Annotated in this window: 18 protein-coding genes and 1 other annotated feature; of the genes, 11 read left to right on the top strand and 7 right to left on the bottom strand. The window is 51.2% G+C overall.

Features of this window, described 5'->3' with window-relative positions; translation table 11 throughout:
* Positions 1–31: 31 nt before the first annotated feature.
* A complete protein-coding gene (locus GAP13_RS08555) occupies positions 32–2,851 on the bottom strand; it encodes an ankyrin repeat domain-containing protein (protein ID WP_158907910.1) in 2,820 nt (939 codons plus the stop codon).
* Between the two features lie 162 nt (positions 2,852–3,013).
* Between GAP13_RS08555 and GAP13_RS08550 the strand changes: the two genes are divergently transcribed.
* On the top strand, positions 3,014–3,991 hold the full coding sequence (locus tag GAP13_RS08550) for a 2-hydroxyacid dehydrogenase (protein ID WP_158907909.1): 978 nt from the start codon (positions 3,014–3,016) through the stop codon (positions 3,989–3,991).
* Here GAP13_RS08550 and GAP13_RS08545 read toward each other — a convergent pair.
* Genes GAP13_RS08545 through GAP13_RS08530 form a run of 4 tightly spaced genes read right to left on the bottom strand, consistent with a single transcriptional unit; the run spans position 3,988 to position 9,223 of the window.
* Complete coding sequence (locus GAP13_RS08545; protein ID WP_158907908.1) at positions 3,988–5,802, bottom strand: B12-binding domain-containing radical SAM protein; 1,815 nt, start codon at positions 5,800–5,802, stop codon at positions 3,988–3,990. The two genes, GAP13_RS08550 and GAP13_RS08545, sit on opposite strands and share 4 nt — an antisense overlap.
* An 18-nt stretch (positions 5,803–5,820) precedes the next feature.
* Complete coding sequence (gene aat, locus GAP13_RS08540) at positions 5,821–6,609, bottom strand: leucyl/phenylalanyl-tRNA--protein transferase (RefSeq protein ID WP_222126186.1); 789 nt, start codon at positions 6,607–6,609, stop codon at positions 5,821–5,823.
* Between the two features lie 17 nt (positions 6,610–6,626).
* Complete coding sequence (gene clpA, locus GAP13_RS08535) at positions 6,627–8,909, bottom strand: ATP-dependent Clp protease ATP-binding subunit ClpA (RefSeq protein ID WP_158907907.1); 2,283 nt, start codon at positions 8,907–8,909, stop codon at positions 6,627–6,629.
* Positions 8,906–9,223, bottom strand: coding sequence for an ATP-dependent Clp protease adaptor ClpS (locus GAP13_RS08530; RefSeq protein ID WP_158907906.1), 318 nt, complete (start codon positions 9,221–9,223; stop codon positions 8,906–8,908). Before GAP13_RS08530 ends, clpA begins: the two co-directional genes overlap by 4 nt.
* A 133-nt stretch (positions 9,224–9,356) precedes the next feature.
* Positions 9,357–9,622, top strand: a binding site (T-box leader).
* A 121-nt stretch (positions 9,623–9,743) separates the two neighbouring features.
* On the opposite strand from GAP13_RS08530, the gene thrS reads away from it, so the two are divergent.
* From thrS to GAP13_RS08505, 5 genes are all read left to right on the top strand, one after another.
* The gene (gene thrS / locus GAP13_RS08525; RefSeq protein ID WP_158907905.1) at positions 9,744–11,474 is read left to right on the top strand and encodes a threonine--tRNA ligase; all 1,731 of its coding nucleotides are present in this window, start codon (positions 9,744–9,746) and stop codon (positions 11,472–11,474) included.
* A gap of 58 nt (positions 11,475–11,532) precedes the next feature.
* Positions 11,533–12,519 carry a dihydroorotate dehydrogenase-like protein gene (locus GAP13_RS08520; RefSeq protein ID WP_158907904.1) on the top strand — a complete coding sequence of 329 codons (987 nt, stop codon included), beginning with the start codon at positions 11,533–11,535 and terminating at the stop codon, positions 12,517–12,519.
* Between the two features lie 131 nt (positions 12,520–12,650).
* Positions 12,651–14,108 carry an NAD(P)-dependent malic enzyme gene (locus GAP13_RS08515; protein ID WP_158907903.1) on the top strand — a complete coding sequence of 486 codons (1,458 nt, stop codon included), beginning with the start codon at positions 12,651–12,653 and terminating at the stop codon, positions 14,106–14,108.
* 23 nt (positions 14,109–14,131) lie between these two features.
* Positions 14,132–14,920 carry a nitrilase-related carbon-nitrogen hydrolase gene (locus GAP13_RS08510; protein WP_158907902.1) on the top strand — a complete coding sequence of 263 codons (789 nt, stop codon included), beginning with the start codon at positions 14,132–14,134 and terminating at the stop codon, positions 14,918–14,920.
* Positions 14,921–14,960: 40 nt separating this feature from the next.
* Positions 14,961–15,500, top strand: a complete 540-nt coding sequence (locus tag GAP13_RS08505; protein WP_158907901.1) for a hypothetical protein — start codon at positions 14,961–14,963, stop codon at positions 15,498–15,500.
* A gap of 24 nt (positions 15,501–15,524) precedes the next feature.
* Here GAP13_RS08505 and GAP13_RS08500 read toward each other — a convergent pair whose 3' ends face one another.
* Positions 15,525–15,956, bottom strand: a complete 432-nt coding sequence (locus tag GAP13_RS08500; RefSeq protein WP_158907900.1) for a hypothetical protein — start codon at positions 15,954–15,956, stop codon at positions 15,525–15,527.
* 157 nt (positions 15,957–16,113) lie between these two features.
* Between GAP13_RS08500 and GAP13_RS08495 the strand changes: the two genes are divergently transcribed.
* From GAP13_RS08495 to GAP13_RS08475, 5 genes are all read left to right on the top strand, one after another.
* Positions 16,114–18,087 carry an ABC transporter substrate-binding protein gene (locus GAP13_RS08495; protein WP_158907899.1) on the top strand — a complete coding sequence of 658 codons (1,974 nt, stop codon included), beginning with the start codon at positions 16,114–16,116 and terminating at the stop codon, positions 18,085–18,087.
* A 236-nt stretch (positions 18,088–18,323) separates the two neighbouring features.
* Positions 18,324–19,829 (top strand): ABC transporter permease, encoded by a 1,506-nt coding sequence (locus tag GAP13_RS08490; protein WP_158907898.1) that lies wholly within the window; start codon positions 18,324–18,326, stop codon positions 19,827–19,829.
* A 4-nt stretch (positions 19,830–19,833) separates the two neighbouring features.
* Complete coding sequence (locus tag GAP13_RS08485; protein WP_158907897.1) at positions 19,834–20,760, top strand: ABC transporter permease; 927 nt, start codon at positions 19,834–19,836, stop codon at positions 20,758–20,760.
* Between the two features lie 10 nt (positions 20,761–20,770).
* Positions 20,771–21,838, top strand: coding sequence for an ABC transporter ATP-binding protein (locus tag GAP13_RS08480; RefSeq protein ID WP_158907896.1), 1,068 nt, complete (start codon positions 20,771–20,773; stop codon positions 21,836–21,838).
* A complete protein-coding gene (locus tag GAP13_RS08475) occupies positions 21,835–22,800 on the top strand; it encodes an ATP-binding cassette domain-containing protein (RefSeq protein WP_158907895.1) in 966 nt (321 codons plus the stop codon). The genes GAP13_RS08480 and GAP13_RS08475 overlap by 4 nt, the downstream gene beginning before the upstream one ends.
* A 92-nt stretch (positions 22,801–22,892) precedes the next feature.
* Here the strand turns inward: GAP13_RS08475 and GAP13_RS08470 are convergent, their stop codons facing one another.
* Positions 22,893–24,572, bottom strand: a complete 1,680-nt coding sequence (locus tag GAP13_RS08470; protein ID WP_241864323.1) for a nucleoside kinase — start codon at positions 24,570–24,572, stop codon at positions 22,893–22,895.
* Positions 24,573–24,640: the final 68 nt, after the last annotated feature.

Below are 24,640 nucleotides of genomic sequence, written 5' to 3'. Positions count from 1 at the left end.
ATGTTCTTCTGCGTTTCAGGAGCCTGGCTTCTCAATTGTTCGTCAATAACGACACAATATCCTGAAATCCCTTTGATTGTGCGATATCGAGCGGCGCCTCGCCCTTCCGGTTGCGGATACTTTTGTCTGCGCGAAGCGCCAGAAGGTCAGCGACTGCTTCTTTATTGTTCGCTCGCACAGCATAGTGCAAAAGCGATTCGCCGGCAAAATCAGTTTTAGGGGCCTTTATGGACGAAAGTATGGCCGAGAGCAATTTTGTGCGAGATCCGGAATCCATTCCGAAGATCATTGAAAGCGCCGATATATTGTCAGCATTAGAGGCAAATACCGAAGAGCCTGCATTGATCAGCTGGGCAGCTGTCACTATATCGTTCTTTTTCAAGGCAACCATAAGCGGAGTGTCGCCACGGGCATTGCGCGCATTCGGATTTGCGCCATTCTTTAGTGCAGCTTCAATCAGGTCAGGTCCGGCAGAACTGCCTGCGAGCATATGGAGAATAGCGTCGCCATTCGAATCGGGCTTATTTATAAGCCATGGAGCAAAGAATTCAGCGGTGACCTGCGCATTTTTCATGAGCGACAGCTTGAATGGCGAAAGCCCTCTTGCGTTCAGCGCATGCATGTCAGCCCCGTTGGCGAGTAGAAGCCGCGCTGTTGCAATGTGCTCACCGCTCACAGCCTGGAACAAAGGCGTTGACCCCGAATTATCCCGAGTATCCACCTGTGCTTTTGCTTTCAAGAGTTCGTTTGCAGATTCAAATGCTCCGTTCGCAGCGGCCGCTGCCAGAGGAGTAAATCCTCGGCTATCCAAGATTTCTGTCTGTGCCCCATTCGCTGCCAACAAAATTACGATTGCACTTATGTTGTTCTTTGCAGCCTGGTGGAGTGCTGTTTCTCCTGAATAGTTCTGATTGTCGATTGGAGATCCAGCTACAAGCAGCGCTTGCGTCGCTCGAGCTGCGCCTGCAAGAACCGCGCTCTGAAGAGGAATATCTCCCTTTATATCAGCTGCTTCCAGAGAAGAGCCTGCGCGGGCAAGGTAGGCGATAGCATCGACCGCATCATACTTCGCTGCAGTATGCAAAGGAGTCTCTTCTGCATTATTGAGCACATTGATATCGGCCCCCTTCTTGACCAGATAGGCGATGCCGTCGGGCAGATTCTTGCGGGCAGCATGGTGTACGACCGAATCGCCATTTGCATCGCGGGCTGCAATGACATTGGGCCTGAAGAACCATTCAAGTGGTGCAGGCTTGGCAGTAAGCGCAAGGAACAGAGGATTTTCCTGTTTTGAATTGTACTGGAAGATGTCGGCATTTGCGTCCAGAAGCACGATGCCCTGCTCGGCATAGTTTTGTCGGACAGCAATATGAAGCGCGCTGTCCAGCGCCTTGTTTCTTGCATTGGGGTCAGCGCCTTTGGCAAGAATGAGTTTGAGCACATCCGTAGGTGCTTTAAGCGAAACCGCTGTCATCAGCACGCTGTTCGAATTGTCGTCGCTCTGATTGACATTCGCCGAAAGCACAATGCTGTCGACTGCCTGGTATCCTTTCGATATCGCAAGCTTGAGCGCGTTTTCGCCCGCCTGGTTCATTTTGAAAATGTCTGCTTTCGCTTCGATGAGGGGTTTTGCATATTCGTAACGTCCGCTTCTCACGCAGAGAATCAGCGGTGTATCGCCATTCGCGTTCTGTGCGTTGACCGGGGCGCCCGCCTGGATAAGCGTTTCGACAATTTCCGGAGCGTAGCTCTGGATGACTGCCTTATGGAGCGGTGTATTCCCTTGATTGTCGGCAAGTGCTGGATTGGCTTTGAAATTGAGGAGCAGTTTGATCATTTCCAGCCGGCGCGCTGCGGGAATGGGAAGAAGCAGGGGAGTATTGTGGTTTGCATCAAGGATGTCCTGGTTCGCATTCATGGAAAGAAGCAATTTCGCACCTTCCACATAGCCTGCTTTCACCGCAAGGTGCAACGGGGCATCGCCATTCAGATTTTTGTTGTTCGGATCAGCCTTATTGAGAAGCAAAAATGAGGCAAAGCCATACTGATATCGGGAAATCGCCTCGTGCAGCGGGGAATTGCCGTTTGCGAAGCGGACTGCGTTGTAATCCGGTGCCCGCACTGTCTGGGCAAACCATACAAATTCCGGGAAAGAAGGATTTGCGCCTTTCAGAATGAGTTTTTCTGCAATCTGTGCTGCTTCGAGCTTGTCAGGATACAGAAGCACAAGATCAAGGGCCGTCCGGTCCGCCTTGTCCTTTATCTGTACCGAAGCGCCTTTCGAAAGAAGAAGTTCTACTTCCTTGGTCATGAGCGCGTCCGCAGCATAGTGCAGGACCGTTCTGCCGTCCGCAGCGGTGTTGTTTATATTTTTCGAATTGAACATTGCATCGAGAATATTTATATCTGATTTAAGCGCAACCTGGGCAGGCGAAGTTCCTGCTACGTCGGGCAGGAAAGGATCCGCCCCCCGGTCAACGAGCATTTTTATTATTTCTTTCTGCTTGGCAGGTTCTGTTGGATATCGATCAACGGCATATCGCAGTGCTGTCTTGCCTGAAAGGTCTTTGTTGTCCGGCTTGGCTCCGAGCACAATCAGAATCTCTGCAATCTGCGCATCTCCCCTCGATATGGCATAGTGCAAGGGGTAGAGCCCCTGGCTGTCCGCTTTGTTGAGCTGTTCCTGGTTGGCATAGAATTTTCTGATTCCTTCTATATCACCTTTAATGACAAGGTCACTCAGCGTGACTTCTTTGTTCGATGCCGGAGAAGTTGCGCATCCTGCAATCAATAAAAGGGCAAGAATCATGAAGCCCAGAAGTCTTGTAGGTCTCAGTGTGTGCTTTTGCATCGGTTATAACACTCCCTATTGATTATCGGCAATTTGCTCGCAAATACGCAGCCACCACTATCTATATCGCAAAATTTCGAGGATTTCATGATGCCCCTTGCTTCTCCTGCGCAAAGTATGATTGCATATATATGCTATATTCTATTACCAAGCGAGGTTACGATGAAAATTGGCTCATTTATGCCGCTCAATTCTGTATGGGGCCCTGCTATAAAGCAGCTGCGCGACGAATTTCCCCAGCACGCATGGCTCGAGGGGCTCAAGCCAGAATCCAGCGAAATTGGAAGTCTGGATGCAATGATAGCGGGACGTATCCCTCTTGAAGTATTTGAGCGCGCTCATTCGCTGAAAACATTGTTTCAGCCCTTCACCGGCGTCAATCATCTTCCCGCGAGCCTTCTGCTCGAGCGGAATGTGGAAGTGTACAATGTCCACTCCAATGCATTCGATGTAGCAGAGCGCGCGCTTGCAATGACGCTTGCATTCTATGGACGGCTCATCGAGTATCATAATGACCTCAGGAATGAGATATGGCACGGATTCTGGGTAAATCGTGGAGCGGAAGATAATTGGGACAGCATATACGGCAAGACATGCGCAATCCTCGGCACTGGCGCGATCGGTGTTGCGCTGGCAAAACTGCTCAAGGCTTTTGATTGCACTGTCTATGGATGGCGAAAATCGAGCACTGCAACGGTACCCGAGCATTTTGATGCAATCTTTCCCACAATGAGGGAAGCCATCGATGCTGCTGAAATCGTCTTCATCGCGCTGCCTGCCACCGCAGAGACCGAAGGGCTATTCTCCAAAGAAATTCTCGCTGGCATGAAAGGAAAATTCCTTGTGAATGTCGGACGAGGCTCTATTGTTAACGAAGAGGGCCTGTATGAGGCACTGAAAAATGGCATACTGAAAGGAGCAGCGATTGACACCTGGTACACCTATCCAAAGACAGGGGTTATCGGTGCGCCGTCGCGCTATCCGATTCATACGCTCTCGAATGTCATTCTTTCGCCGCATGTAGGCGGTTCTACAAACCAGGCCACGCGGAGAGCAGTGGACGATACGCTCAAAAATATTCGAGCTTTCTTGCGCACAGGCAAAGGCATCTGGCGGGCAGACCTCTCAAGAATGTACTAGAACAGACCTTCCGGCGCTTCTATCAGCATATGCGGAAAGTCTGCATATATCGAGATAAGCTCATACAGCCGATCGAAGGGCAGAGTTTGCTTGTCGAACACTACATATGGCAGGAGCTCTGCAAGCCGTTCCGCGTTATATCCGCCTTTTGCGTTGAGAACGACCATCGTCTCCATATCTTGTGCTTCTTCCAGCGCCCTGTATGCAAGCGCAAAATTCTTTGTGGCGAAAAACATGCGCGTTTGATAGCTCGTCTGCGGGTCCGGAGAGAATGAATTGGCGAGCTCATAATAATGTTCGGGGTGGAGGAATGCTTCTCTCACGCGCTCGACCAGCTTTTCGGACGGGATTCGCGTTTCGCTCGTAAGGACTACCTGGTACAGAGTAAATGGGTTGTCTTTCCTGAGGTCGCGAGCGGCGCGCACGATGCGGACAAGAATTTCCGGGTCGTCTGAATCGACGAGCAGCGTCATGGAATTTGAAAGCTTTTCAGGATTCAGGCGCATCCAGTCTATATTTTCCGGCCTGCGCGTATCTATGAACGATACAAAGCCTTCTTTGAACAGCTGGAAATGCGGTGCAGGCGGCATCGCCCATTCGACATCGAAGCTCTCCTCGAACGCGGCAATCGCGTCGACCATATCATCGTAGGAGATCCAGTGAGTGCTCGTAACCAGATAGGGAGGGATTTCCATGGCACTCATGCCGTACTCGTCTGCTCGCTCCCGGATCTCGGTGCCGGGAAGAAGCGAAAGCGGATAGAGCTCGGCTTCCTGCCCGAGTCCTTGCATCCCCAAGAAGTCGAAGGTTTCGATTACCTGCTCATAGCCATCGAAGGGTAGGCCAAGAATAAGTCCTGTCTTTACAAGAATCTTCTGTTTCTGCAAGAGCTCGGCTCCGCGCTCGAATGCCTTGCGATCGAAGGTTCGATGGACTGCTTCGAGGGCCTTGGGGTTGGTGCTCTGCAGCCCTGCTTCAACTGAAGCGATGCCAGCTTCTTTCAGAAGCCCGGCAATCTCTTCGGTAATGCCTTCGAGCCTGAGTTCCGTATGAATGGCTGTGCGCGCATGGTTCGCATAGGCAATATCCCGGAGTCTTCCTGCAAAGTCGGGGCCTGTCTGAAAATTGGGATCCATAATGTAGATCTCAGGGACTCCCGCTTCAGAGGCAGCCCGGATGACATCGAGTACATGCTTGTGCGGAAAACGCCTTAAAGTGTTATAATTCTTGCCATAATAACAATATGCACATTTTGCAGAACAGCCGCGCATGGTCTCGAGGTGCACCTGGGTGCTGGGGTCGAAGCGCAGCGTCCCCGCAAGGTACGGATTTGGGACTTTTTCGAGGTCGGCAAGGGCATTTGCGGAATACGAAGGGGCCAGCGGACGATGCTGCTGGACATCCCTCAAAAGGTCGACAAATGCTTCTTCGCCTTCTCCAAAGACAAGGCTATGAAACGGCGTTCGCACGGTGACCGGCATGTGCTCAACAACTTCTGGCCCGCCGGCGACAAGCCGCGCATGAGGCAGGAGCGAAGCAAGCCGTTCAGCGATGAAAAGGCTGCGCTCGAGATTCCATGAATAGAGTGTAAAAGAGACGATATCAGGTTCCCGCGCGGCGATAGATGCGACAATCGATGAATCCGAGCCATAGTTAGCAATTTCGGGCTCGAGAATGGACCATTCCCTGCGCGCGAGGATTCCTTTCGATTCCGCATAGGCAGCGAGATATCCTGCAGCGAGCGGCACGTTTGCGGGGGCTGAACTCCAGTCAGGCATCTGCGAAGGCAGTTGTACAAAAAGCAATTTCATCTGTTTTCCGTTCTTGGTTTAGGCATTATGAGTGATAGTTTCGATATTTCTTTTTGCAGCAATAATAAGATTGACTTCCGGGAAATTCTGGAAATATCGGGACCAGTCTCCTTTGATTGTCGGCTTTTGCAGGGCACCCTGCAGCATCTCAAGATAGAGCTCTCGCGGTACATCGATTCCGCCCATTAGTTCGAGATACGGTGTATAAACTTGGCAATCGATAAAGTCGAATCCTTGCTCGAATAGTGTGATTGCCAGTGCTAAAAATCCGATTTTCGATGCATTGCTTTCGGTGCTGAACATCGATTCACCAAAAAAGGCAGCTCCGATACTTACGCCGTACAGCCCGCCCACCAATGCGCCATTTTTCCAGACTTCGACCGAATGCGCATAACCCCGCCCATGCAGTTCGGTATATGCGTTCACAAGGTTCGGGAAAATCCATGTGCCAGGCTGGGACGGCCTTGGGATGGCTGCACAATTGCTGATAACATCAATAAATGCTTTGTCGAGCGTCAAGGTGTAAGGAGAGCCGCGCCGCAGTGCTTTTTTCAAAGCTTTTCGGGCGGATTCAGTGATATAGAGAAATCCTCTCGGAATGACGAACCGCGGATCCGGGCTACACCATCGCAATGTGTCCGGAGTCGATGGCCATGGGAAAATGCCCTGTCGATAGGCGGAAAGCAGAACACCCGGCGAAAGATTCCCCCCATAGCAGACTACGCCATTTCGCGAAGCGCCTGATGCGGGAGGAAATCGGTATTCCTCAGCCTCGTCAAGATATGCCGGCATTGTAATCCATCTCATGCGACAGGCTCCCTGCTTCAGCTAACGTGCGGGGTGATATCAAAGGCGATCTTGTCTCCTTCAATATGCGCAACAGCTGTGCCGCCGTGTTCGAGCTTGCCGAAGAGCACTTCATCGACAAAGACAGTCTTGATCTGATCCTCAATAAGACGGTTGATATTGCGCGCTCCGAATTCGCGCGAATAACCGCGCTCCGCGAGGAAATGAACGACCTCGTCATCGACTTCGAGGGTGACATTCTTTTCTGCGAGCTGGACCCTGAATTCGTCTATAGCTTTCCTGACGATGCGCTCGATGATGTCCATGGGGAGATTGTTGAAGTGCACGACAGCATCGAGCCTGTTGCGGAATTCAGGGCTGAATGCGCGCTCTACCGCTTCGTCCAGAGCCGATACGCTTACGGCTTGATCGCCAAAGCCGATGAGCGGTTTGCCGATGTCCCGCGCACCTGCGTTGCTTGTCATAATGAGTATGACATTGCGGAAGTCCGCCTTGCGGCCCTGGTTGTCGGTAAGCGTTGCATAATCCATGATCTGGAGAAGAATATTGTAGATGTCGGGATGGGCTTTTTCGATTTCATCAAGAAGCACGACTGCATTCGGTGTCTTGCGGATTGCATCGGTCAACAGGCCGCCTTCTTCATAGCCGACATATCCGGGAGGAGACCCGATCAAACGGCTCACAGTATGCTTTTCCTGATATTCGCTCATGTCGAAGCGATGCAAGGAAATCGCAAGATGCTTGGCGAGTTGGCGCGCAAGCTCTGTTTTTCCGACACCCGTCGGGCCGACAAAAAGGAAATTCGCGATTGGCTTGTCTGGCGCGCGGAATCCTGCTCTGGAACGTTTGACTGCTCTGACAACGGCTTCTATAGCCTGATCCTGGCCGAACACTTCAAGCTTGAGCGTCGATTCGAGGGTCGCGAGCTTGTCTTTTTCGGAAGAAGTGACGGTGCGCTCGGGGATTCGAGCGATTTTTGCGATCACAACTTCGATGTCATGCGGGGTTAATTCGATTGTCTTGACTTGGGCATCCTGGTTTTGTTTATAGGCCTGGATGCGGGCGAGAGCACCCGCTTCATCGATGACATCGATCGCCTTGTCGGGGAGTTTGCGCTCGGTTATGAATTGCGCGGCGAGTTTTGCGGCGATTTCGAGTGTTTCGTCGCTATAGCGAACATCATGATATTCCTCGTATTTGGGGCGTAAGCCCTTGAGTATCTCCACTGTTTCGGGAATTGTGGGTTCGACGATGTCGATTTTCTGGAAGCGGCGCGACAGAGCGCGATCTTTTTCGAAAATCTTGTTGTATTCGTCGTAGGTTGTTGAACCGATACAGCGAAGCTTGCCTGAGGTAAGGGCGGGTTTGAGCAAGTTGGATGCATCGAGAGTGCTGCCGGTTACAGCTCCGGCGCCGATAATCGTATGAATTTCGTCGATAAACAAAATGGATTTTTCTTTTTTGAGCAGTAAGTCGATGACTTTCTTGACACGTTCTTCAAAATCGCCGCGGAATTTTGTGCCAGCAAGGAGCGCGCCCATGTCCAGCGACCAGATGGTATATCCCTGGAGTTTGGGAGGAACTTTGCCTGCGGCGATGCGCTGGGCAAGGCCTTCGGTGATTGCGGTTTTGCCGACGCCGGCATCGCCGACATGAATCGGATTGTTCTTAAGCCTCCGGCATAGCACTTGAATCGTGCGTTCTATTTCGGCTTCTCTGCCAATGACAGGTTCGAGCTTTCCTGCCGCCGCAAGAGCGGTAAGGTCTGTTGCGAAGCGTTCAAGCGTACCGGGGCGGGCAGCACGCCGCTCCTTGCCGCCTTCTTCAGGATGCTCTTCGGTTTCTTCTTCCGTGAGCGATTCCGCTTCGATGTCTTCATCACTCATGCCATGGGAAAGGACTTCCAGAAGCTGAAGTCGCTTGATACCCAATTTGCGCATAAGGTAACCAGCATAGGTGCGCTCTTCGTCATAGAGCGAAACAACGAGATCGGATATTTGTACTTCTTCTTTGCCTGCGGATTGCGATTGCATGACTGCGCGCTCTATGACCGCTTGGAAACCAGCACTCTGGATAGGCTCCGCATTGCGAACAATAGGCATTTTCTGCTCGAAATAAGCTTCGATGCTGTGGCGCATCTGCTCCAGATCAGCATCGCAGTTTTCGAGGATATTGCGCACCTTTTCAAAAGAAAGGCTTGCAAAGAGAATATGCTCCGGCATGAGATACTCATGGTTCCGGAGTTTTGCTTCGTTATATGCAGCGTTAAAAATCGCTTGCACTTCAGGGCTTACTTTCATGCCTTCTCCATTATACAGCGGAGCGGAAATCCCCGCTGTCTGGCCATTGCATGGACTTGCTGTATTTTGGTCGTCGCGATGTCGTAAGGAAATACACCTGCCATTCCACGACCTTTTCTGTGCACTTCCAATGTGAGCTTTGTCGCTTCCGCGAGGCTCTTGTGAAAAATGGTCATGAGAATCGATATCACAAATTCCATTGTAGTGAAATCGTCATTGATGAGGTAGACACGATATTCCTCTGGCTCGTTTGTCTCGAGGTCGTGCTGCGTCAGCTCTTGCGTGCCTGTTGCGTTTGTGACTCTGGTTCCCATACATATTAAAAATACTCATTGCGGCCGCCTTGAACAAGTGTTCTGCCTTGCCTTTGCAATATGGACGCACGAATGCCATGCTTCAAATCTGGCCGAGCACTTGACATTTCCATTCCTTGCATGGAAAATAATAAAAAATGCGTTGATGGAGAAGAGTAGCCGGGCAATCTTGAGCACAGAGAAGGATTCCGCATGTTGGCATGCGGGTGGAAGAATCCTGCCAGGCCCCGACGAAAACCACTCCGGAGCAGTCTGTGTGAACCTGCAGCTTTGCAGCAGTAATGCAGACCGTGTGCCAGGCGTTAGTGGCGGCGAGCGCGGCCCCTGTCGAGGGGAGCCGAAGTAAGGTGGTACCGCGGATTACCGTGAGCATTGATCTCCACGGGATTCGTCCTTACGTGAAGTTCTTTCACGTCCGGGCGTATCCCGTGGATTTTTTTATCTGCTGGGTACGCGCCCTGGGTATTCTGGCATACAGGCTAGCTGTATGCAGGCTGAAGGTATGAAAAGGAGAAGATGTATGTCAGCTGATATCGACAGAATAAGACATTCCCTGGCGCATGTGATGGCGGAAGCGGTGCTGCATCTGCATCCAGGGGTTCAGTTCGGAATCGGTCCTGCGATACAGGATGGCTTTTATTATGACTTTCTGTTTCCGCAGTCCATTGCCAATGAGGATCTGCCTGCCATTGAAAAGGAAATGCGACGCATCATCGCACAAAACCAGACCTTTGTTCGTGAAGAAGTCAGCAAGGCGCAGGCGCGCGAAATATTCCGTGACCAGCCTTTTAAGCTCGAACTGATCGACGGGCTGGAGGAAGGAACGATTTCGATTTATCGGCAAGGCGATTTTGTTGATCTGTGCCGTGGTCCTCATGTCGAATCGACCAAGGAATTACGGCCCGATGCCTTCAAGCTCAAGACAATAGCAGGCGCATATTGGCGCGGCGACGAAACGAGGCCAATGCTTACGCGTATCTATGCCTATGCCTTTGCCACCAAGGCCGAGCTCGAAGCATACCTTCGCATGCTCGAAGAAGCAGAGCGCCGTGATCACCGCAAACTCGGCAAGGAACTCGACCTGTTTTCGACGCACGAAGAAGCGGGGCCTGGCCTTATTTACTGGCACCCGAAAGGCGGCCGCGTCCGTGTCGAGCTTGAAAAATGGTGGCGTGAAGAGCACTACAAGAATGGCTATGAAATCCTGTTCACTCCGCATATCGGAAAAAGCTGGCTCTGGGAGACGAGCGGACATCTGGGCTTCTACAAGGCCAACATGTACGCCCCCATGACCATTGACGAAGACGACTACTATATCAAGCCCATGAATTGTCCTTTTCATATAATGATTTATAAGACAACGAGCCATTCGTACCGCGACCTGCCGCTAAGGTGGGCCGAACTTGGCACTGTCTACCGCTACGAGCGATCGGGCGTTCTGCACGGGCTTATGCGCGTGCGTGGCTTTACACAGGACGATGCGCATATTATCTGCACGCCCGAGCAGATCGAGGACGAAATTCTCGAAGTACTGCGCTTCAGCCTCTCAATGTGGAAAACCCTCGGATTCAGCAAGATAAAGGCATACCTTGCCACGCGTCCTGCAGATTCCGTAGGCGACCCCGAGCGCTGGGATCAGGCACTGGTTTCTCTCAAAAAGGCAATCGAAAAAGAAGGCCTGCCGTACGAGATGGATGAGGGTGGTGGAGCATTCTACGGACCCAAAATCGACCTCAAGATACAGGATGCAATTGGCCGCGAATGGCAGATGACCACAATACAGTTCGATTTCAACTTGCCCGAGCGATTCGACATGACCTATGTCGACAAGGATGGCAGGCAGAAACAGCCCTATATGGTGCACAGAGCTCTGCTTGGTTCAATCGAACGCTTCTTCGGAGTATTTGTAGAGCACTATGCCGGCGCCTTCCCTGTATGGCTTATGCCCGATCAGGTTGCCGTAATTCCGGTCGCGCCCACCTTCGATGAGTATGCGAAGGAAGTGACAGCGTTTTTAAGAGGAAAAGGTGTTCGCGCCAAAGCCATGCTCTCCGAAGAGCGCATGAATGCCAAAATCCGCGATGCCCAGAACCAGAAGATTCCGTATATGGTTATCCTAGGACAGCGGGAAAAGGACGAGCGCACAGTATCCTTGCGGCTCAGGACAGGCTCGCAGGAGAATGGAATTCCTCTTGAAACGTTTGCCTCGCGTGTGCTCGGGAAAATAGAAGCGAAAGCTCTGGATTTGTAAATAGTATGCTTATGGAATTCGCGTTTTTCTGCTACAATAACGATCGAAGGAGCGAATAATGGCAGATTTAGGAACATGGCTCATGGGCCTTCGCTTGCGCAATCCGATCATTGTCGGAGCAAGCGGGCTGACCAGCCTTCCCGATGGTGTGGAAAAAGCTGCACATTCAGGTGCGGGAGCAATAGTGCTCAAGTCTCTGTTCGAGGAACAGATTCTCGCAGTGCTCGGTCAGGAAATAGCTGGTCTCGACATCGACAGTTATCCCGACGCAGAAGCATTTATATCCAGAACCGCATGGGAAGAGAGTACCGACGAATATCTGAAGCTTATCGATGAATCGAAGAAGAGAACCAGTGGCGTACCGATAATCGCAAGCATCAACTGCGTCGGGCCTGGCAACTGGGCTAGCTTCGCAAAGCGTATCGAGGAAGCCGGGGCTGATGCGCTTGAGCTCAATATCGCGTATGTTCCGTTTTCTCCGCATATTTCAGGGCAGGAAATAGAGCATAAAGTGCTCTCGACAGTCAAGGAAGCCCGCCTTGCTACAAAGCTGCCTATAATGGTCAAGCTGGGAAACAATTATACAAGTCTTCCGCATACTGTGCATGGGCTGTCAAAGGAAGGCGCCAATGCTGTGGTGCTGTTCAACCGCTTTTTCCGCTTTGATTTCAATCTTGACACGATGCGGCTTACGGGCGTCCAGCCTTTAAGTTCGGAAACCGAATATCACGAAAGCCTTCGTTGGACTGCAATTCTCTACAAACGGGCAGGCGTGGAAATTGTCTCGTCTACCGGCATTCATACAGCAGATGCAGCTGTCAAATGCATACTCGGCGGCGCCAGCGCTGTGGAAGTATGCTCAATAATCTATCAAAAAGGATGGAAGGCCATTACAGCGATTCTCGAAGAAATGGATTCGATCGTTGAATCGATGGGATATTCCTCTCTTGATGCGATACAAGGCAAGCTTTCCGCTGCAAATGCCGAGAGGCCGGAAGAATATCTGCGATTGCAATACATCAAGGCGCTCACCGGAGTATATTGAGCCGCTTTTTTATTGCAGCCATTTCGGATGCATGCTATTATCACGCTGTTGCAAAGCCAAACCAAGGTTCGGTCAAGGAAATTCGCTCAAGCTGCAAAGAGCAGCATTATTCAATGCAAAGGAAGGGAGTTATGAAACTTAATCGCAGCCTCGACAATCTTTCCGAAGCGTTTCCAGACGATTTGACCCCGGATCAGCGCGCCCGCGCCCAGACGCTGTTTCTAAAAGCACTTTCAGAAAAAGCTCATCGTTTCTACGAAGGAAAGATTCAGGTAGTGCCCAAAGCCGGGCTCTATGGATTCAATTGGTTCAATGTCTGGTATACTCCTGGTGTTTCCAAGATTTCAACAGCAATTAGAGATAATAATGACCAATCGTTTGCTCTTTCAAACCGAGGGAACCTCGTTGCTGTAGTGTCCGATTCGACCCGCGTGCTTGGCGATGGCGATTGCACGCCTCCGGGCGGCCTTGGCGTCATGGAAGGCAAGTCATTCCTGATGAAATATTTGGGCGGAGTGGACGCGATTGCCCTCTGCATCAATTCGCGCGGCAAAGACGGGAAACCGGATGCCGACAAGATTATCGATTTTGTGAAAATGCTCGAACCCTCTGTGGGCGCGGTGAACCTCGAAGATATCAGCCAGCCCAATTGCTTCAAGGTGCTCGATGAACTGAGAGAAGCCTGCGATATTCCTGTCTGGCACGATGATGCGCAGGGTACTGCCTGTGTCACTCTGGCAGGTCTTCTGAATGCACTGGAACTGGCGGGCAAAAAATTGTCCGACGCAAAGATTGTGCTGCTTGGTGCCGGCGCATCCAACACGACGATTGCGCGCCTCATCATGGCAGATGGCGGCAAGGGCGAGAATATGATTATTTTCGACAGCAAGGGGGGCTTGCACCGGAACCGGAAAGACATCGAACAGGATACGCGCTACTACCGAAAATGGGAGCTGTGTCAGGCCACAAATCCTCAGTGTATCGAAACCGAGGCAGAAGCACTCAAAGGCGCAGATGTGCTCATTGCTCTTTCGACGCCTGGGCCGGATACGGTCAAGCGGGAATGGGTACGCTCGATGGCGCCCAAATCGATTGTGTTTGCATGCGCAAATCCGGTGCCGGAAATCTGGCCATATGCAGCAAAAGAAGAGGGGGCGTATATCGTTGCGACAGGCCGAGGCGACTTCCCGAACCAGGTCAATAATTCGATCTGCTTCCCCGGCTTGCTCAAAGGCGCCCTGCTTGTCCGTGCGCGCAAGATCACCGATAACATGGCCATCCGCTGTGCACACTCGATTGCCGATTTTGCGAAATCGCGCGGCATCAATACCGAAAACATCATTGCTACAATGGAAGAAACTGAAGTCTTTGCCCGCGAAGCAGCGGATGTCGCCATGGCGGCTATCGAAGAGGGCGTCGCCCGCGTAACCGATACCTGGGAAAATGTCTATAAAAAGGCAAAAGAGGATATCCTCGAGTCGCGTTCGCTTACAAAAGATCTGATGGACCGCGGCCATATTGCCCCGATACCTGAAGAGATGCTCAAGGAAGCATTCGACTATGCGGTAGCTGAAGTGAGGAAGAAATAAGGCAAAATGCGCTGTAAAAAACCATGAAAATTGCGCTTGCCCAGTTCAGGCCGGAGTTTGGCGAAAGCGATCGGAATATCGAGAGGCTCCTCCGCCTTTGCAAGGAAAATCCGGCGGATTTGTATATTTTGCCGGAACTTGCGTATACGGGCTACCAGTTTGTGAGCCAGGAAGAGGTTCATGCTCTCGCCGATTCAGTGCACAGCAGGAGAATCGAAGCGTTTCGCAATGCAGCGAAAGAACTGGATGCCTGCCTGATCTTTGGTTTTCCGGAACTCGCGGGCGCTGTAATCTATAATTCCGCATTGGCTGTTTTGTCAGACGGACGCGAGTATCTCTATCGCAAAACGCATCTTTTTTACAAGGAAACTCTGTATTTCTCGCCAGGAGATACAGGGTTTCCTGTTTTTGAATATCGAGGCGCGCGGATCGGGATGGCAATATGCTTCGACTGGTTTTTCCCGGAGAGTTTTCGCACGCTTGCGCTGAAAGGTGCAGATATTATTGCGCATTGCAGCAATCTTGTACTGCCATATTGCCAGACTGCAGATTTTGCAGCAGCGGTACAGAATCGCGTCTTTATCGCAACGGTCAACAGAGTCGGAGCTGAGCAGCGGGAAGATGAGCAGCTTGCATTCACCGGCGAGAGCGTGCTTGTTTCTCCAAAAGGTGAATATTTGCTTCGCGGACCCATCGAGGACGAAGCTGTGCTTGTTGCCGAGATAGATCCTGAGGCTGCCAGGAACAAGTCAATCAACCCATACAACGAAGTCTTCAAAATGCGAAGGCCTGGGATGTATACGCTTCAATAAAGAGATGCAGAACTTTTTGAACTGGACTATACTGTAAACTATGAGATTATTTCCCCGTCCTCAGAACGGATGGCTGAAGCGAGCGCTAATCCTCCTTGGAGCAATGGCTTTTCTCTCTGTGTTCGCGACAATCGATACATCCGAGCATTTCCGGACATGGCGGACAGCTCGAATGTGGACAAGCGAGCAGAAAGTTACAGCCCAGGCCGAGGACGCAGCAGCAATGTTTGCCATTGCGAGCGCTTCAGTCATATTCAATACCGCCATAGTAGCTTTTTCTGCTGTCGGCGCCTTAGCGCTCGGGATTTCTGTTGCTCTCGATAACAGAAAATGGCTTTCCGTGTCATGGGCGATAGGTCTATGCGCTTCAGCATGCGGAATTTTATATTCCTTTACTGTAATTATTTACAAAATAAGGATCGGCGAGCGCCATATTCTGAAAGGGCCAATTTTCGATTATAACCTAGCCTTGCAGCCGCCTATCGTTATAGCGATTGTGGGGTATATCCTCGTATTCATTCTGTGGATCGCGCTCATGCGGAGCGCTCGCGCAAATCAGGCAGGGCAGGGCGGCCAATAAGCAAAGCGATCGTTCAACATAGAATTATATATATTGAACAATCAGCCCTGTCGCGAGGAGAATGCCCGATGCGATGGCCAGATCGCGACGGAACTCGCGGCTGCGCTGTATTTGGAGTGAGCGCGCTTCGGCGTCCATCTCCTGGGCCGAGCCGACAAATTTTTCCGGCACCCGGTCTATCCACGATTCCGCAAGATTTTTTCTTCTGAAGGGATGCATCACAAGAAATGACAGACCCCGCGATTTCAGATAGGATGCCCATGCTCCAATCACAAGAGCGATAGCTTCAATGAATAGTATGTCGCTGGAACGGTTTCTGAAATGGCTTGCGTCAGTGAGGACCGCTATGGTAAGGGCAAATATCGTCGCCATGCAAGCGGTCAAAACAGGCCGCTTCAAATGGTGCGGCTTCTTTTTCTGAATATCTGCCATTTGCGTTCCTTTTTCTTCGTTCATTCTCTCATTGATATATTTTTTTGAATATCCATGTTGACATCCACTTCAATACCAAAGAAAATGAAGAATAAGTTTGTCGGCCAGAAGCATATGCCCTTCCGCATGCTCATCTGAAGACCGGCACTATAATATCGCATCTATTAATGAGGAGGAAGCGATGTACAAGAAAATCGCGCTCGCGCTCGTCGCGCTGGTACTGCTCAGTGCAGCCACGCTAGGAGCGGCAACGCCGAAGTCGAAGGACTACGTCTATGTGTTCTCTACCGATCCGAGGTCGTTCAATTACCTCAATGATCAGCGAGCCACCAACACGCAGCACATTACGAACTTTGTGGATGCACTGCTCGAGCACGACCGGTACGGCATACTCCGCCCTGCGCTTGCCGAAAGCTGGAAAACGAATGACGATTTTACAGTCTGGACTTTCAATATCCGCAAAGGCGTGAAGTGGGTGACTGCCGATCTCGAGCCCTATGCAGATGTCAAAGCTCAGGACTGGGTTGATGCGCTCAAGTATATGCTCGACAACAAGAGCACACTCACTTACCTCATAGACGGCTTTGTCAAGAATGCCGGAGCATATCTGCAGGGCAAGATCACCGATTTTTCGCAGGTTGGCGTTAAGGCGAAAGGCGATTATGTGCTGGAGTATACACTCGAAAAACCCACGCCGTATTTTGATACTATGCTCACCTACAATGCCTATTACCCGGTGAATGGCGAATTCCTCAAGACAAAAGGCAAGGATTTCGGCAAGGTAGACAAGAATGGCATTCTGTACAACGGCGCGTATATTCTTTCGAATTACACCTCCAAATCTGTGATCGAGTACGATGCCAATCCAACCTATTGGGATAAGGGCAATGTCTCCATCCAGCATGTAAAGTTTGTGTATTTTGACGGAAAAGACCCCGATTCGCTGTTCAACAACTTCGATGCGGGCGTCTATGTTGCAGCGCCGGTTTACACTGATAACGAGGCGCTTTTCGCAAGAGCACAGGCAAAGTACAAAGATTACATCTTCAGGGCCCGCCAGGATTCGACAACCTTCGTCTATGCCTTCAACTATGATCGCAATGCTTTTGCATCACCTGCTGATCCCACGAAAGGCAAGTCTCCCAAGAGCGACAAGGCCAAGGAAGACACCAAGAAAGCGATTCTCAACCGCAATTTCCGCAAGGCCATTTTCTTTGGCATCGACAGGCCGACCATCCTTGCGCAGCGAAATGGTGATGTGAACAAGCTCGCGGCAATCCGCAATTCCTATACCGCACCCGAGCTTTCATTCGACATAGCCGGCAAGGACTATGTGAAGTATGTCGAAGATGCGCTCAAGAGCCGCAACCCTGCTGACTTCCCCGCCAGTTTCAAGCTCGATGATGCCCAAGATCCATATTACAACCCCACCAAGGCAAAGGCATACATGGCCAAAGCCAAGGCCGAGCTCACCAAGCAGGGCGTGAAATTCCCGATCGAGCTTGATGTAGCAGCCGATGTTTCCTACACCAAGGGCATGAAAATGGATCAATCGCTCAAAGCTGGCCTCGAAGCCCTCTTTGGCACCGATACCATCAAGGTCAATGTCGTCGAGATGGATAGCGACAACTACGATGCATCCACGTACTATGCCGAAACAGGTGCCCAGAGCAACTATGATATCGGCAACACTACCGGATGGGGCCCCGACTACGGCGACCCATACACCTTCCTGCAGACGCTCGAACCTGTTGTCGGCGCACTGCTTACTCCGATCGGACTCGATCCAGTCGATGAAGGCAGCGACAAGGCAGCAGCCACCGCAATCGGTCTCTATGAATACGCAAAGAAAGTCGAGGCGGGCAATGCCGAGTACAAGGACTATTCCAAGCGCTTCAAGCTCTTTGCAGATGCAGAAGCGCAGCTTCTCGACGATGCCATCATTCTTCCGTACATGTCATTTGGCGGTGCCTTCCAGGTTTCACGCGTGATTCCCTATACCGCTCCGCGCGCAGCCTATGGTGCCGATGAATACAAGTTCAAGGGCGTCATTGTGAGCGACAAGGTCGTAAGCCTTGCCGAGCGCGAAAAATATCGCCAGGAGTGGGAGAAACAGCGCCAGGCCGAGTACAAGAAGCTCAATGCCGGCAAGTAATTCCTGAACGGATTGTGGCATTCCGGGCAAGACAATACCGGAACCTGATCCTGACCAGAGCCATGGGGCTGCCCTGCTTTTTGGACAGCCCCTTCTACTTTTTTTTTTCAATAATTGATAAACTTCCCAAAAGGGTTTAATATGCTGCAAAAGGTATCTGCTTTGCATGTATCCGCAGGTTCCAGCTCAATCAAATCATTGCGCCCAGCTATGTGCTCGGCTGAATGCGGGGTTTCATGAAAGGGTATGTACTTAAAAGAATTCTCCAATCTTTGGTTTCGGTTTTTCTGGTTTCAACCCTGACGGTTTTTCTGGTTTTTTCCTGTATTCCTCGGCAGCTTGTATTCAAGGGCGACCAGATGCTGCAGAAGCTCGCCAATCGTCCCGATGAATATCAGGACTACAAGTTCCGGACATGGGAAAGCCTGGGTTACCTCGATTACATCACCATGAAAGAATACGCCCAGTCGATATATGGGAACGATTCCGATCAGGTAAGCACTGCACTGCAAAGCGGCTCTTCTTTTTATGAGCGGTTCAGGGCTGAGTTGCAGGCAAAGCGCTATACAGTGGAGGCGCAGCCAGTCACCGGGTATCTATATGCATACAAAGATATTCCGACCATGACGAGGGTCCTCCGATGGTATGCGAACCTTGTGCAGGTCGACCATCCATGGCGCGTGAAGGACCCCAATAATCCGGATCTGAAGCGAGGTTACTATTTTACGAAGGATTGGAGCGGTATGCCCGCCCTCGCTGCATCGGGAACGCTCTATAAATATCAAATCTGGATCGATGGGAGCTTTCCGTTTCTACACCAGAACATCATTCATCTGTACATGGGGCGATCGTACCCGACATATGACGGCATACCGGTTCTGGAAGTGATAGGAATGGGGCAGGGCCGCACCGCTCGTCGTGAGGTAACGACGAAAGTTGGGGGCCAGGAAGTCACCTTCTATACGTCGATCGACGAGCATACTTTGAAGTACAAGCCCGACCTCGACAGGCTCGACAAGAATAAGTTCGAGGACAACTATGCCGACGGCAACAATATCTACCAGGACCCGTCGATGCTGGGTATTTCATTTCGCATAGGCATAATGTCGCTCATCCTTTCGCTGGGTATCGGGCTTACAATCGGTGTCGTCGCAGCAATGCGGAAAGACAAGATGTTCGACAAGGTTACGATGGGCTATATCGTGTTTATAAGTTCGATTCCGACACTGCTCTATATTGCGCTTTTTGCGCGATTCGGAATGAAGATACTGGGTCTGCCCGATAAATTCCCCTTCCTTGGTGCGCAGAATTTTTTGTCATACATCTTGCCGACATTGTCGCTCTCGCTCGGCGGGATCGCGGGCGAGGCTCTCTGGATCCGCCGATACATGGTCGATCAGATGAATGCGGACTATGTGAAGTTTGCGCGTTCCAAGGGTCTGACACAAGGCGAGGTCTTTTTCAGGCATATTGTGCGGAACGCTCTCATTCCGATTGTGCACAGCATTCCCATGGCGGTCATTGGTACGTTGGCAGGTGCGCTCATTACCGAAAGTTTCTATGCGGTGCCGGGCATGGGCAAAATGTTCCCGAGTTCCATTTCCGACTACAACAACGCCATGATCATCGCGCTGACATTCATTTTTACCTTTGTATCAGTGTTTGCTATATTCCTGGGGGATATATTGGTGACTATCGTCGATCCAAGAATCAGCCTGGCGGCCAGAAAGGAAGCGAGGTAACAGCATGACAGACAAGACCGCCGAAAAATTCACCTATGCAACATTCGATATTCTGCAGTCCGAGCATATTGCAGGACCAAAATATTCCTACTGGAAATCGGTTTTTCAGACATTTTTCAAGAAGAAATGGTCGGTTTTCTGGCTTGTGCTGCTCCTGGTTATGACATTGATGGCTTTTATCCAGCCGCTTCTTTCGGGGTACGACCCAGCGATAGCGCCTAATATCAACAAGCCCGAGACATGGTATCTGAAGCCATCTGCTCAGCACTGGTTTGGCACGGATGACCGCGGCAACGATATGTGGAATGTGGTATGGGCTGGAACGCGCATGTCCCTTTCAATTGCGCTGATTGCAGCAGCGATCAACATAGGCGTCGGTATTCTCGTGGGAGCCATCTGGGGATATTCTAAGCGAATCGATCCTATTTTGCTTGGCATCTACAATGTTGTTTCGAATGTGCCTGGAATTCTGCGGTCGATGATGCTTATGTATATATTCGGAAGGGGTTTCTGGCAGATAGTGCTTGCAATGACCATTACTGGCTGGTTGGGTGTCGCATTTTTCATACGAACACAGGTCATGATTATCCGCGACAGGGAGTATAATCTTGCATCTCGATGTCTTGGTACGCCGCTCAAGCGCATGGTCACAAGGAACATCCTGCCCTACATGGTTTCAGTCATCGCAACGCTCATCTACCAGGAGATACCGGGTCTGATCAACACCGAGACAGTCCTTTCCTATCTGGGAATCGGCCTGCCGACCACCTATCCGTCACTCGGGAGAATGATCGATACATACTGGTCGTTTGTCGACACCTATCCTCATATGATCGTGTTTCCCGGCATAGTGCTCGGCCTTATCACGATTTCGTTCTATATCGTGGGCCAGCTGTTCGCGGATGCTTCCGACCCGCGCACACACCGTTGAGGAGCGAATAATGGACACGCCGAACATCATACTTTCTGCTAAAGATCTGGTTGTCAAATTCAGGGTCAGAAACAAGGAATTGACTGCCATCCGCCATATTTCTCTCGATCTTTTCGAAGGCGAAACGCTCGCAATTGTTGGAGAATCGGGAAGCGGCAAAACTGTACTGACCAAAACCTTCACGGGCATGCTCGAATCAAACGGGCGCATCGACAATGGTTCAATCATTTTCGAGGGCCAGGAGCTTACCAAGCTCAAAACCGATAAGCAGTGGGAAACAATCCGCGGCGCCAAAATATCGACGGTATTCCAGGACCCGATGACCAGCCTCAATCCATTGAAACGCATTGGCATCCAGATAACCGAAGTTATCGAAAAGCACCAGAAACTACCGTCTGCTGAAGCGAAAAAAATCGCGCTCAACCTTATGGAGCGCGTCGGTATCAAAAATGCGGAGCAGCGATTTACCGATTACCCATTCCAGTATTCAGGCGGCATGCGCCAACGCATTGTCATCGCGATTGCGCTTGCATGCAAGCCTCGAATTCTTATCTGTGACGAGCCCACGACTGCCCTCGATGTGACCATACAGGCGCAGATTCTCGATCTTATTCGAAATCTGCAACGCGAGTATGGATTTACGACTATTTATATCACGCATGACCTTGGGGTCGTAGCGAATGTGGCGGACAGGGTTGCGGTTATGTACGCAGGGCAGATCGTGGAATATGGTACGGTGCGCGAAATATTCTATGACCCAAAGCATCCATACACATGGGCGCTCATTTCTTCGCTTCCGACACTTGCGGAAAAAGACAAGCCGCTGTATGCAATTCCGGGCACGCCCCCGACACTGTTCAGCGACATCAAGGGCGACGCGTTTGCGCCGCGCAACCGCTATGCTCTCAAAATCGATTTCGAGGAGGAGCCTCCGTTCTATCAAGTGAGCCCCACACACTTTGCCAAGACCTGGCTCCTGGATCCGCGGGCCCCCCAGGCAGAGCCTCCCGATGCGGTAAAAATTATGCGTGAACGCGGCAGAAAAAACACAAAGCAGACTTCGGAGGCTCAGCAATGAATGCAGCAGTGAATGCAGCAGCAAACGCGCGCAACAATGAACCCCTTTTGTCAGTAAAAAACCTGGAAGTCACTTTCAAGAATGGCAATACATCGTTCACCGCGGTCCGTGATGTCAGTTTCGATATTATGGAAGGCGAATCCTTCGCATTGGTTGGCGAATCCGGCTCCGGCAAGACGACTATCGGCAGAACAATCATCCGCATCAATCCAGCCAGCAAGGGTGAGATCTATTTCAAGGGCAAGCGCATATCCGGCATTATCGACAAAGAGACCGATTCCTGGGTAATTCGCAATATCCAAATGATATTCCAGGATCCTATGGCCTCGCTCAACGAACGCGCAACCATTGACTACATCGTGTCCGAAGGCCTCTACAATTTCAATCTTTTTTCGAGCGAGGAAGAGCGCCGGGAAAAGGCTTTCAGAGCCCTGCGCGATGTGGGGCTGCTTGAAGAGCATGCCGAACGCTATCCGCATGAGTTTTCAGGCGGCCAGCGCCAGCGCATCTGTATTGCGCGCGTGCTTGTCATGGAGCCGAATTTCATCATCGCGGACGAACCGATATCCGCGCTCGATGTTTCGATCCGCGCACAGGTGCTGAATCTGCTTAAGGATCTCAAGAAAGAGCGTGGACTTTCGTATCTGTTTATCGCGCATGATCTTACTGTTGTGCGCTATTTTGCTGACAGGATTGCGGTGATCCATCAGGGAGAGCTGAAAGAACTCGCGCGAACTGAAGAATTGTTCAGCCGTCCGCTGCACCCGTATACGCGTTCGCTGCTCTCGGCGGTTCCCCTTCCGGACCCCGACCTTGAGAAAAACAAAAAGCTCTTGGTGTACGACCCTGCGACAATGCACGATTATTCGAAAGGGTTGCCTTCATGGCGCGAAATTTTCCCCGGCCACTTTGTGCTCGCCAACGACAAAGAAGCCGAGGAATACCAGGAGATGTATCGGTAAGGTTTAGTGCACCCCTTATGGGCAGCTGCGAGGGCGCGATTTATGCATCTGCTTCGTGCCTACGCGCCTTATATGCAGCTGCGCCGGCCAAGCTAGTACTTGAACACGCTCCCGCCTATGAATTCGCGCAGGATTGAATCGCTGGGAACATATTGGGGCGAGATCGGCGAAATCCTCGAAATAAAAGCCTGAATGCGCCGGGCATCCGGATATTCATCGTGCTGGGGTTTGACGGCCTGCAAAAGCGGCTCGGCGAACACCTTGAGCACGCCAAGCTCGTAATCGAGGGCGGAATTGAATGCGATATCAGCTGAACCCTGGAAGGGGAAAATGTAGAGCCTCTCGCCGCGCTGCACCGAAGACCACATGCCCAGAGTCGCTTGCGCGCTGTGCCCACGGAAATTGTAATCTCTGACCATGCGTCGCAAAAGGCGATAATCGGTCGTGCGCACGCGGTTGTGATCGTCGATATTGAGCTGCGTCAGCGCTGACACATAGATTTTGAGTTTGTTCTCCGCGGGGATATGCGGCGTGAGGCGATCGTTGAGGCCATGGATGCCTTCGAGAATTAGTATTTCGTTGTTGCTGAGGCTTATTTTTCTGCCTGACGCTTTTCTTGTGCCGCTTTTGAAGTCGTAGAGCGGGAGCTCAACTTCCTTTCCGTCAAAGAGATCGAGCAGTTGCTGGTTGAGGTACTCGATATCGAGCGCTTCGAGGCATTCGAAGTCGGGTTTGCCATCTTTGTCGAGAGGCGTTCGGCTGCGATCGACAAAATAGTTATCGAGTTCGATGTGGATAGGCCTGAAGCCAAGCACTTTGAGCTGTATTGCCAGCTTTTTTGCGGTAGTTGTTTTCCCCGAGCTTGAAGGTCCAGCGATCAGCACAACTTTGGTCTTGTCTGATTTTTCGGCGATGCGGTCTGCGATCAATGCGAGTTTCTTGTTCTGAAGCGCTTCGGCTACGAGGATAAAGTCCTGTATATTCCCTGACTGGTTGATTCTGTTAAGCGCGCCTACCGATTCCGCGTTCAGTATCCTCGCCTTGTGTTCGTATTCCTCAGCGATATCGTACAAAACAGGGACATCGGAAAACGGATCCATCTCATACGGCGTTTTTGTATGCGGGAAGCGGAGCAGCATTCCTCTGCGATATGGAACAAGCTCCCAAACGCTCAGAAGGCCTGTGCGCGGTACCAGCGGCGCGATATGGAAATCCCGAAAGCCGTTGCATTCATTCATCTGAATAAAAGGGTCATTGATATATTCCATGAGCGCGAGCGTATCGCTTTGGTTAGACGTTTTAAAATATTCCAGCGCTTCTTCCCATGCGCGCGTGACAATGCGGATAGGCAAATCGCTGAGGACAAGTTCTCTCATGCGCCTTGAAAGCGCTTCAAGAAGCTGCGCTGATACAGGCTCATTGTCGTCGAAGTAGTGGTAATAGCCGTTGCCGATTGCCATGCTCACGGTAAGACGCCGAGAAGGCACTATTTCTCTTGCGGCGAGCGCAAGGATAAAACAAAGGGAGCGGCGATATACTTCAGTCCCCATCGGCGAATCAGGATAGACTGGCTTGATGCTGCAAGGAGCGCCGATCGGAGCAGACAGCGGGGCCAGTTCATTGTTTATCAGCACAGCGAGGGGCGGGAATGCGTTTTTCTTAGGCCTCGACGCGGCTTCAATGTTCGCCTGCTCAAGAACCAGCTCGGCACTTGTTCCGGCAGGGACAGCAACTTCGCCATAGCCATCGACATTGACTGATACGGTATCCATAATGCTGATTATAATAAACAAAAGAGCAAGAGGGGGAAAGTGGACCTCTGCGCTGCTTTGACGCTTTG

This window comes from Rectinema subterraneum (assembly GCA_009768935.1).
GTDB classification, from domain to species: Bacteria; Spirochaetota; Spirochaetia; order Treponematales; family Rectinemataceae; genus Rectinema; species Rectinema subterraneum.
Note: the sequence above shows the minus strand (reverse complement) of the source record. Positions and strands in the feature narration are given on the sequence as shown.

Excerpts from the sequence above, each read along its gene's own strand:
- GAP13_RS08495 (WP_158907899.1), top strand. The coding sequence starts at position 16,114 with ATGTACAAGAAAATCGCGCTCGCGCTCGTCGCGCTGGTACTGCTCAGT.
- GAP13_RS08555 (WP_158907910.1), bottom strand. The coding sequence starts at position 2,851 with ATGCAAAAGCACACACTGAGACCTACAAGACTTCTGGGCTTCATGATT.
- thrS (WP_158907905.1), top strand. The coding sequence starts at position 9,744 with ATGTCAGCTGATATCGACAGAATAAGACATTCCCTGGCGCATGTGATG.
- GAP13_RS08490 (WP_158907898.1), top strand. The coding sequence starts at position 18,324 with ATGAAAGGGTATGTACTTAAAAGAATTCTCCAATCTTTGGTTTCGGTT.
- GAP13_RS08475 (WP_158907895.1), top strand. The coding sequence starts at position 21,835 with ATGAATGCAGCAGTGAATGCAGCAGCAAACGCGCGCAACAATGAACCC.
- GAP13_RS08485 (WP_158907897.1), top strand. The coding sequence starts at position 19,834 with ATGACAGACAAGACCGCCGAAAAATTCACCTATGCAACATTCGATATT.
- GAP13_RS08515 (WP_158907903.1), top strand. The coding sequence starts at position 12,651 with ATGAAACTTAATCGCAGCCTCGACAATCTTTCCGAAGCGTTTCCAGAC.
- GAP13_RS08530 (WP_158907906.1), bottom strand. The coding sequence starts at position 9,223 with ATGGGAACCAGAGTCACAAACGCAACAGGCACGCAAGAGCTGACGCAG.
- GAP13_RS08500 (WP_158907900.1), bottom strand. The coding sequence starts at position 15,956 with ATGAACGAAGAAAAAGGAACGCAAATGGCAGATATTCAGAAAAAGAAG.
- aat (WP_222126186.1), bottom strand. The coding sequence starts at position 6,609 with ATGAGATGGATTACAATGCCGGCATATCTTGACGAGGCTGAGGAATAC.
- clpA (WP_158907907.1), bottom strand. The coding sequence starts at position 8,909 with ATGAAAGTAAGCCCTGAAGTGCAAGCGATTTTTAACGCTGCATATAAC.
- GAP13_RS08480 (WP_158907896.1), top strand. The coding sequence starts at position 20,771 with ATGGACACGCCGAACATCATACTTTCTGCTAAAGATCTGGTTGTCAAA.
- GAP13_RS08470 (WP_241864323.1), bottom strand. The coding sequence starts at position 24,572 with ATGGATACCGTATCAGTCAATGTCGATGGCTATGGCGAAGTTGCTGTC.
- GAP13_RS08510 (WP_158907902.1), top strand. The coding sequence starts at position 14,132 with ATGAAAATTGCGCTTGCCCAGTTCAGGCCGGAGTTTGGCGAAAGCGAT.
- GAP13_RS08505 (WP_158907901.1), top strand. The coding sequence starts at position 14,961 with ATGAGATTATTTCCCCGTCCTCAGAACGGATGGCTGAAGCGAGCGCTA.
- GAP13_RS08520 (WP_158907904.1), top strand. The coding sequence starts at position 11,533 with ATGGCAGATTTAGGAACATGGCTCATGGGCCTTCGCTTGCGCAATCCG.
- GAP13_RS08545 (WP_158907908.1), bottom strand. The coding sequence starts at position 5,802 with ATGAAATTGCTTTTTGTACAACTGCCTTCGCAGATGCCTGACTGGAGT.
- GAP13_RS08550 (WP_158907909.1), top strand. The coding sequence starts at position 3,014 with ATGAAAATTGGCTCATTTATGCCGCTCAATTCTGTATGGGGCCCTGCT.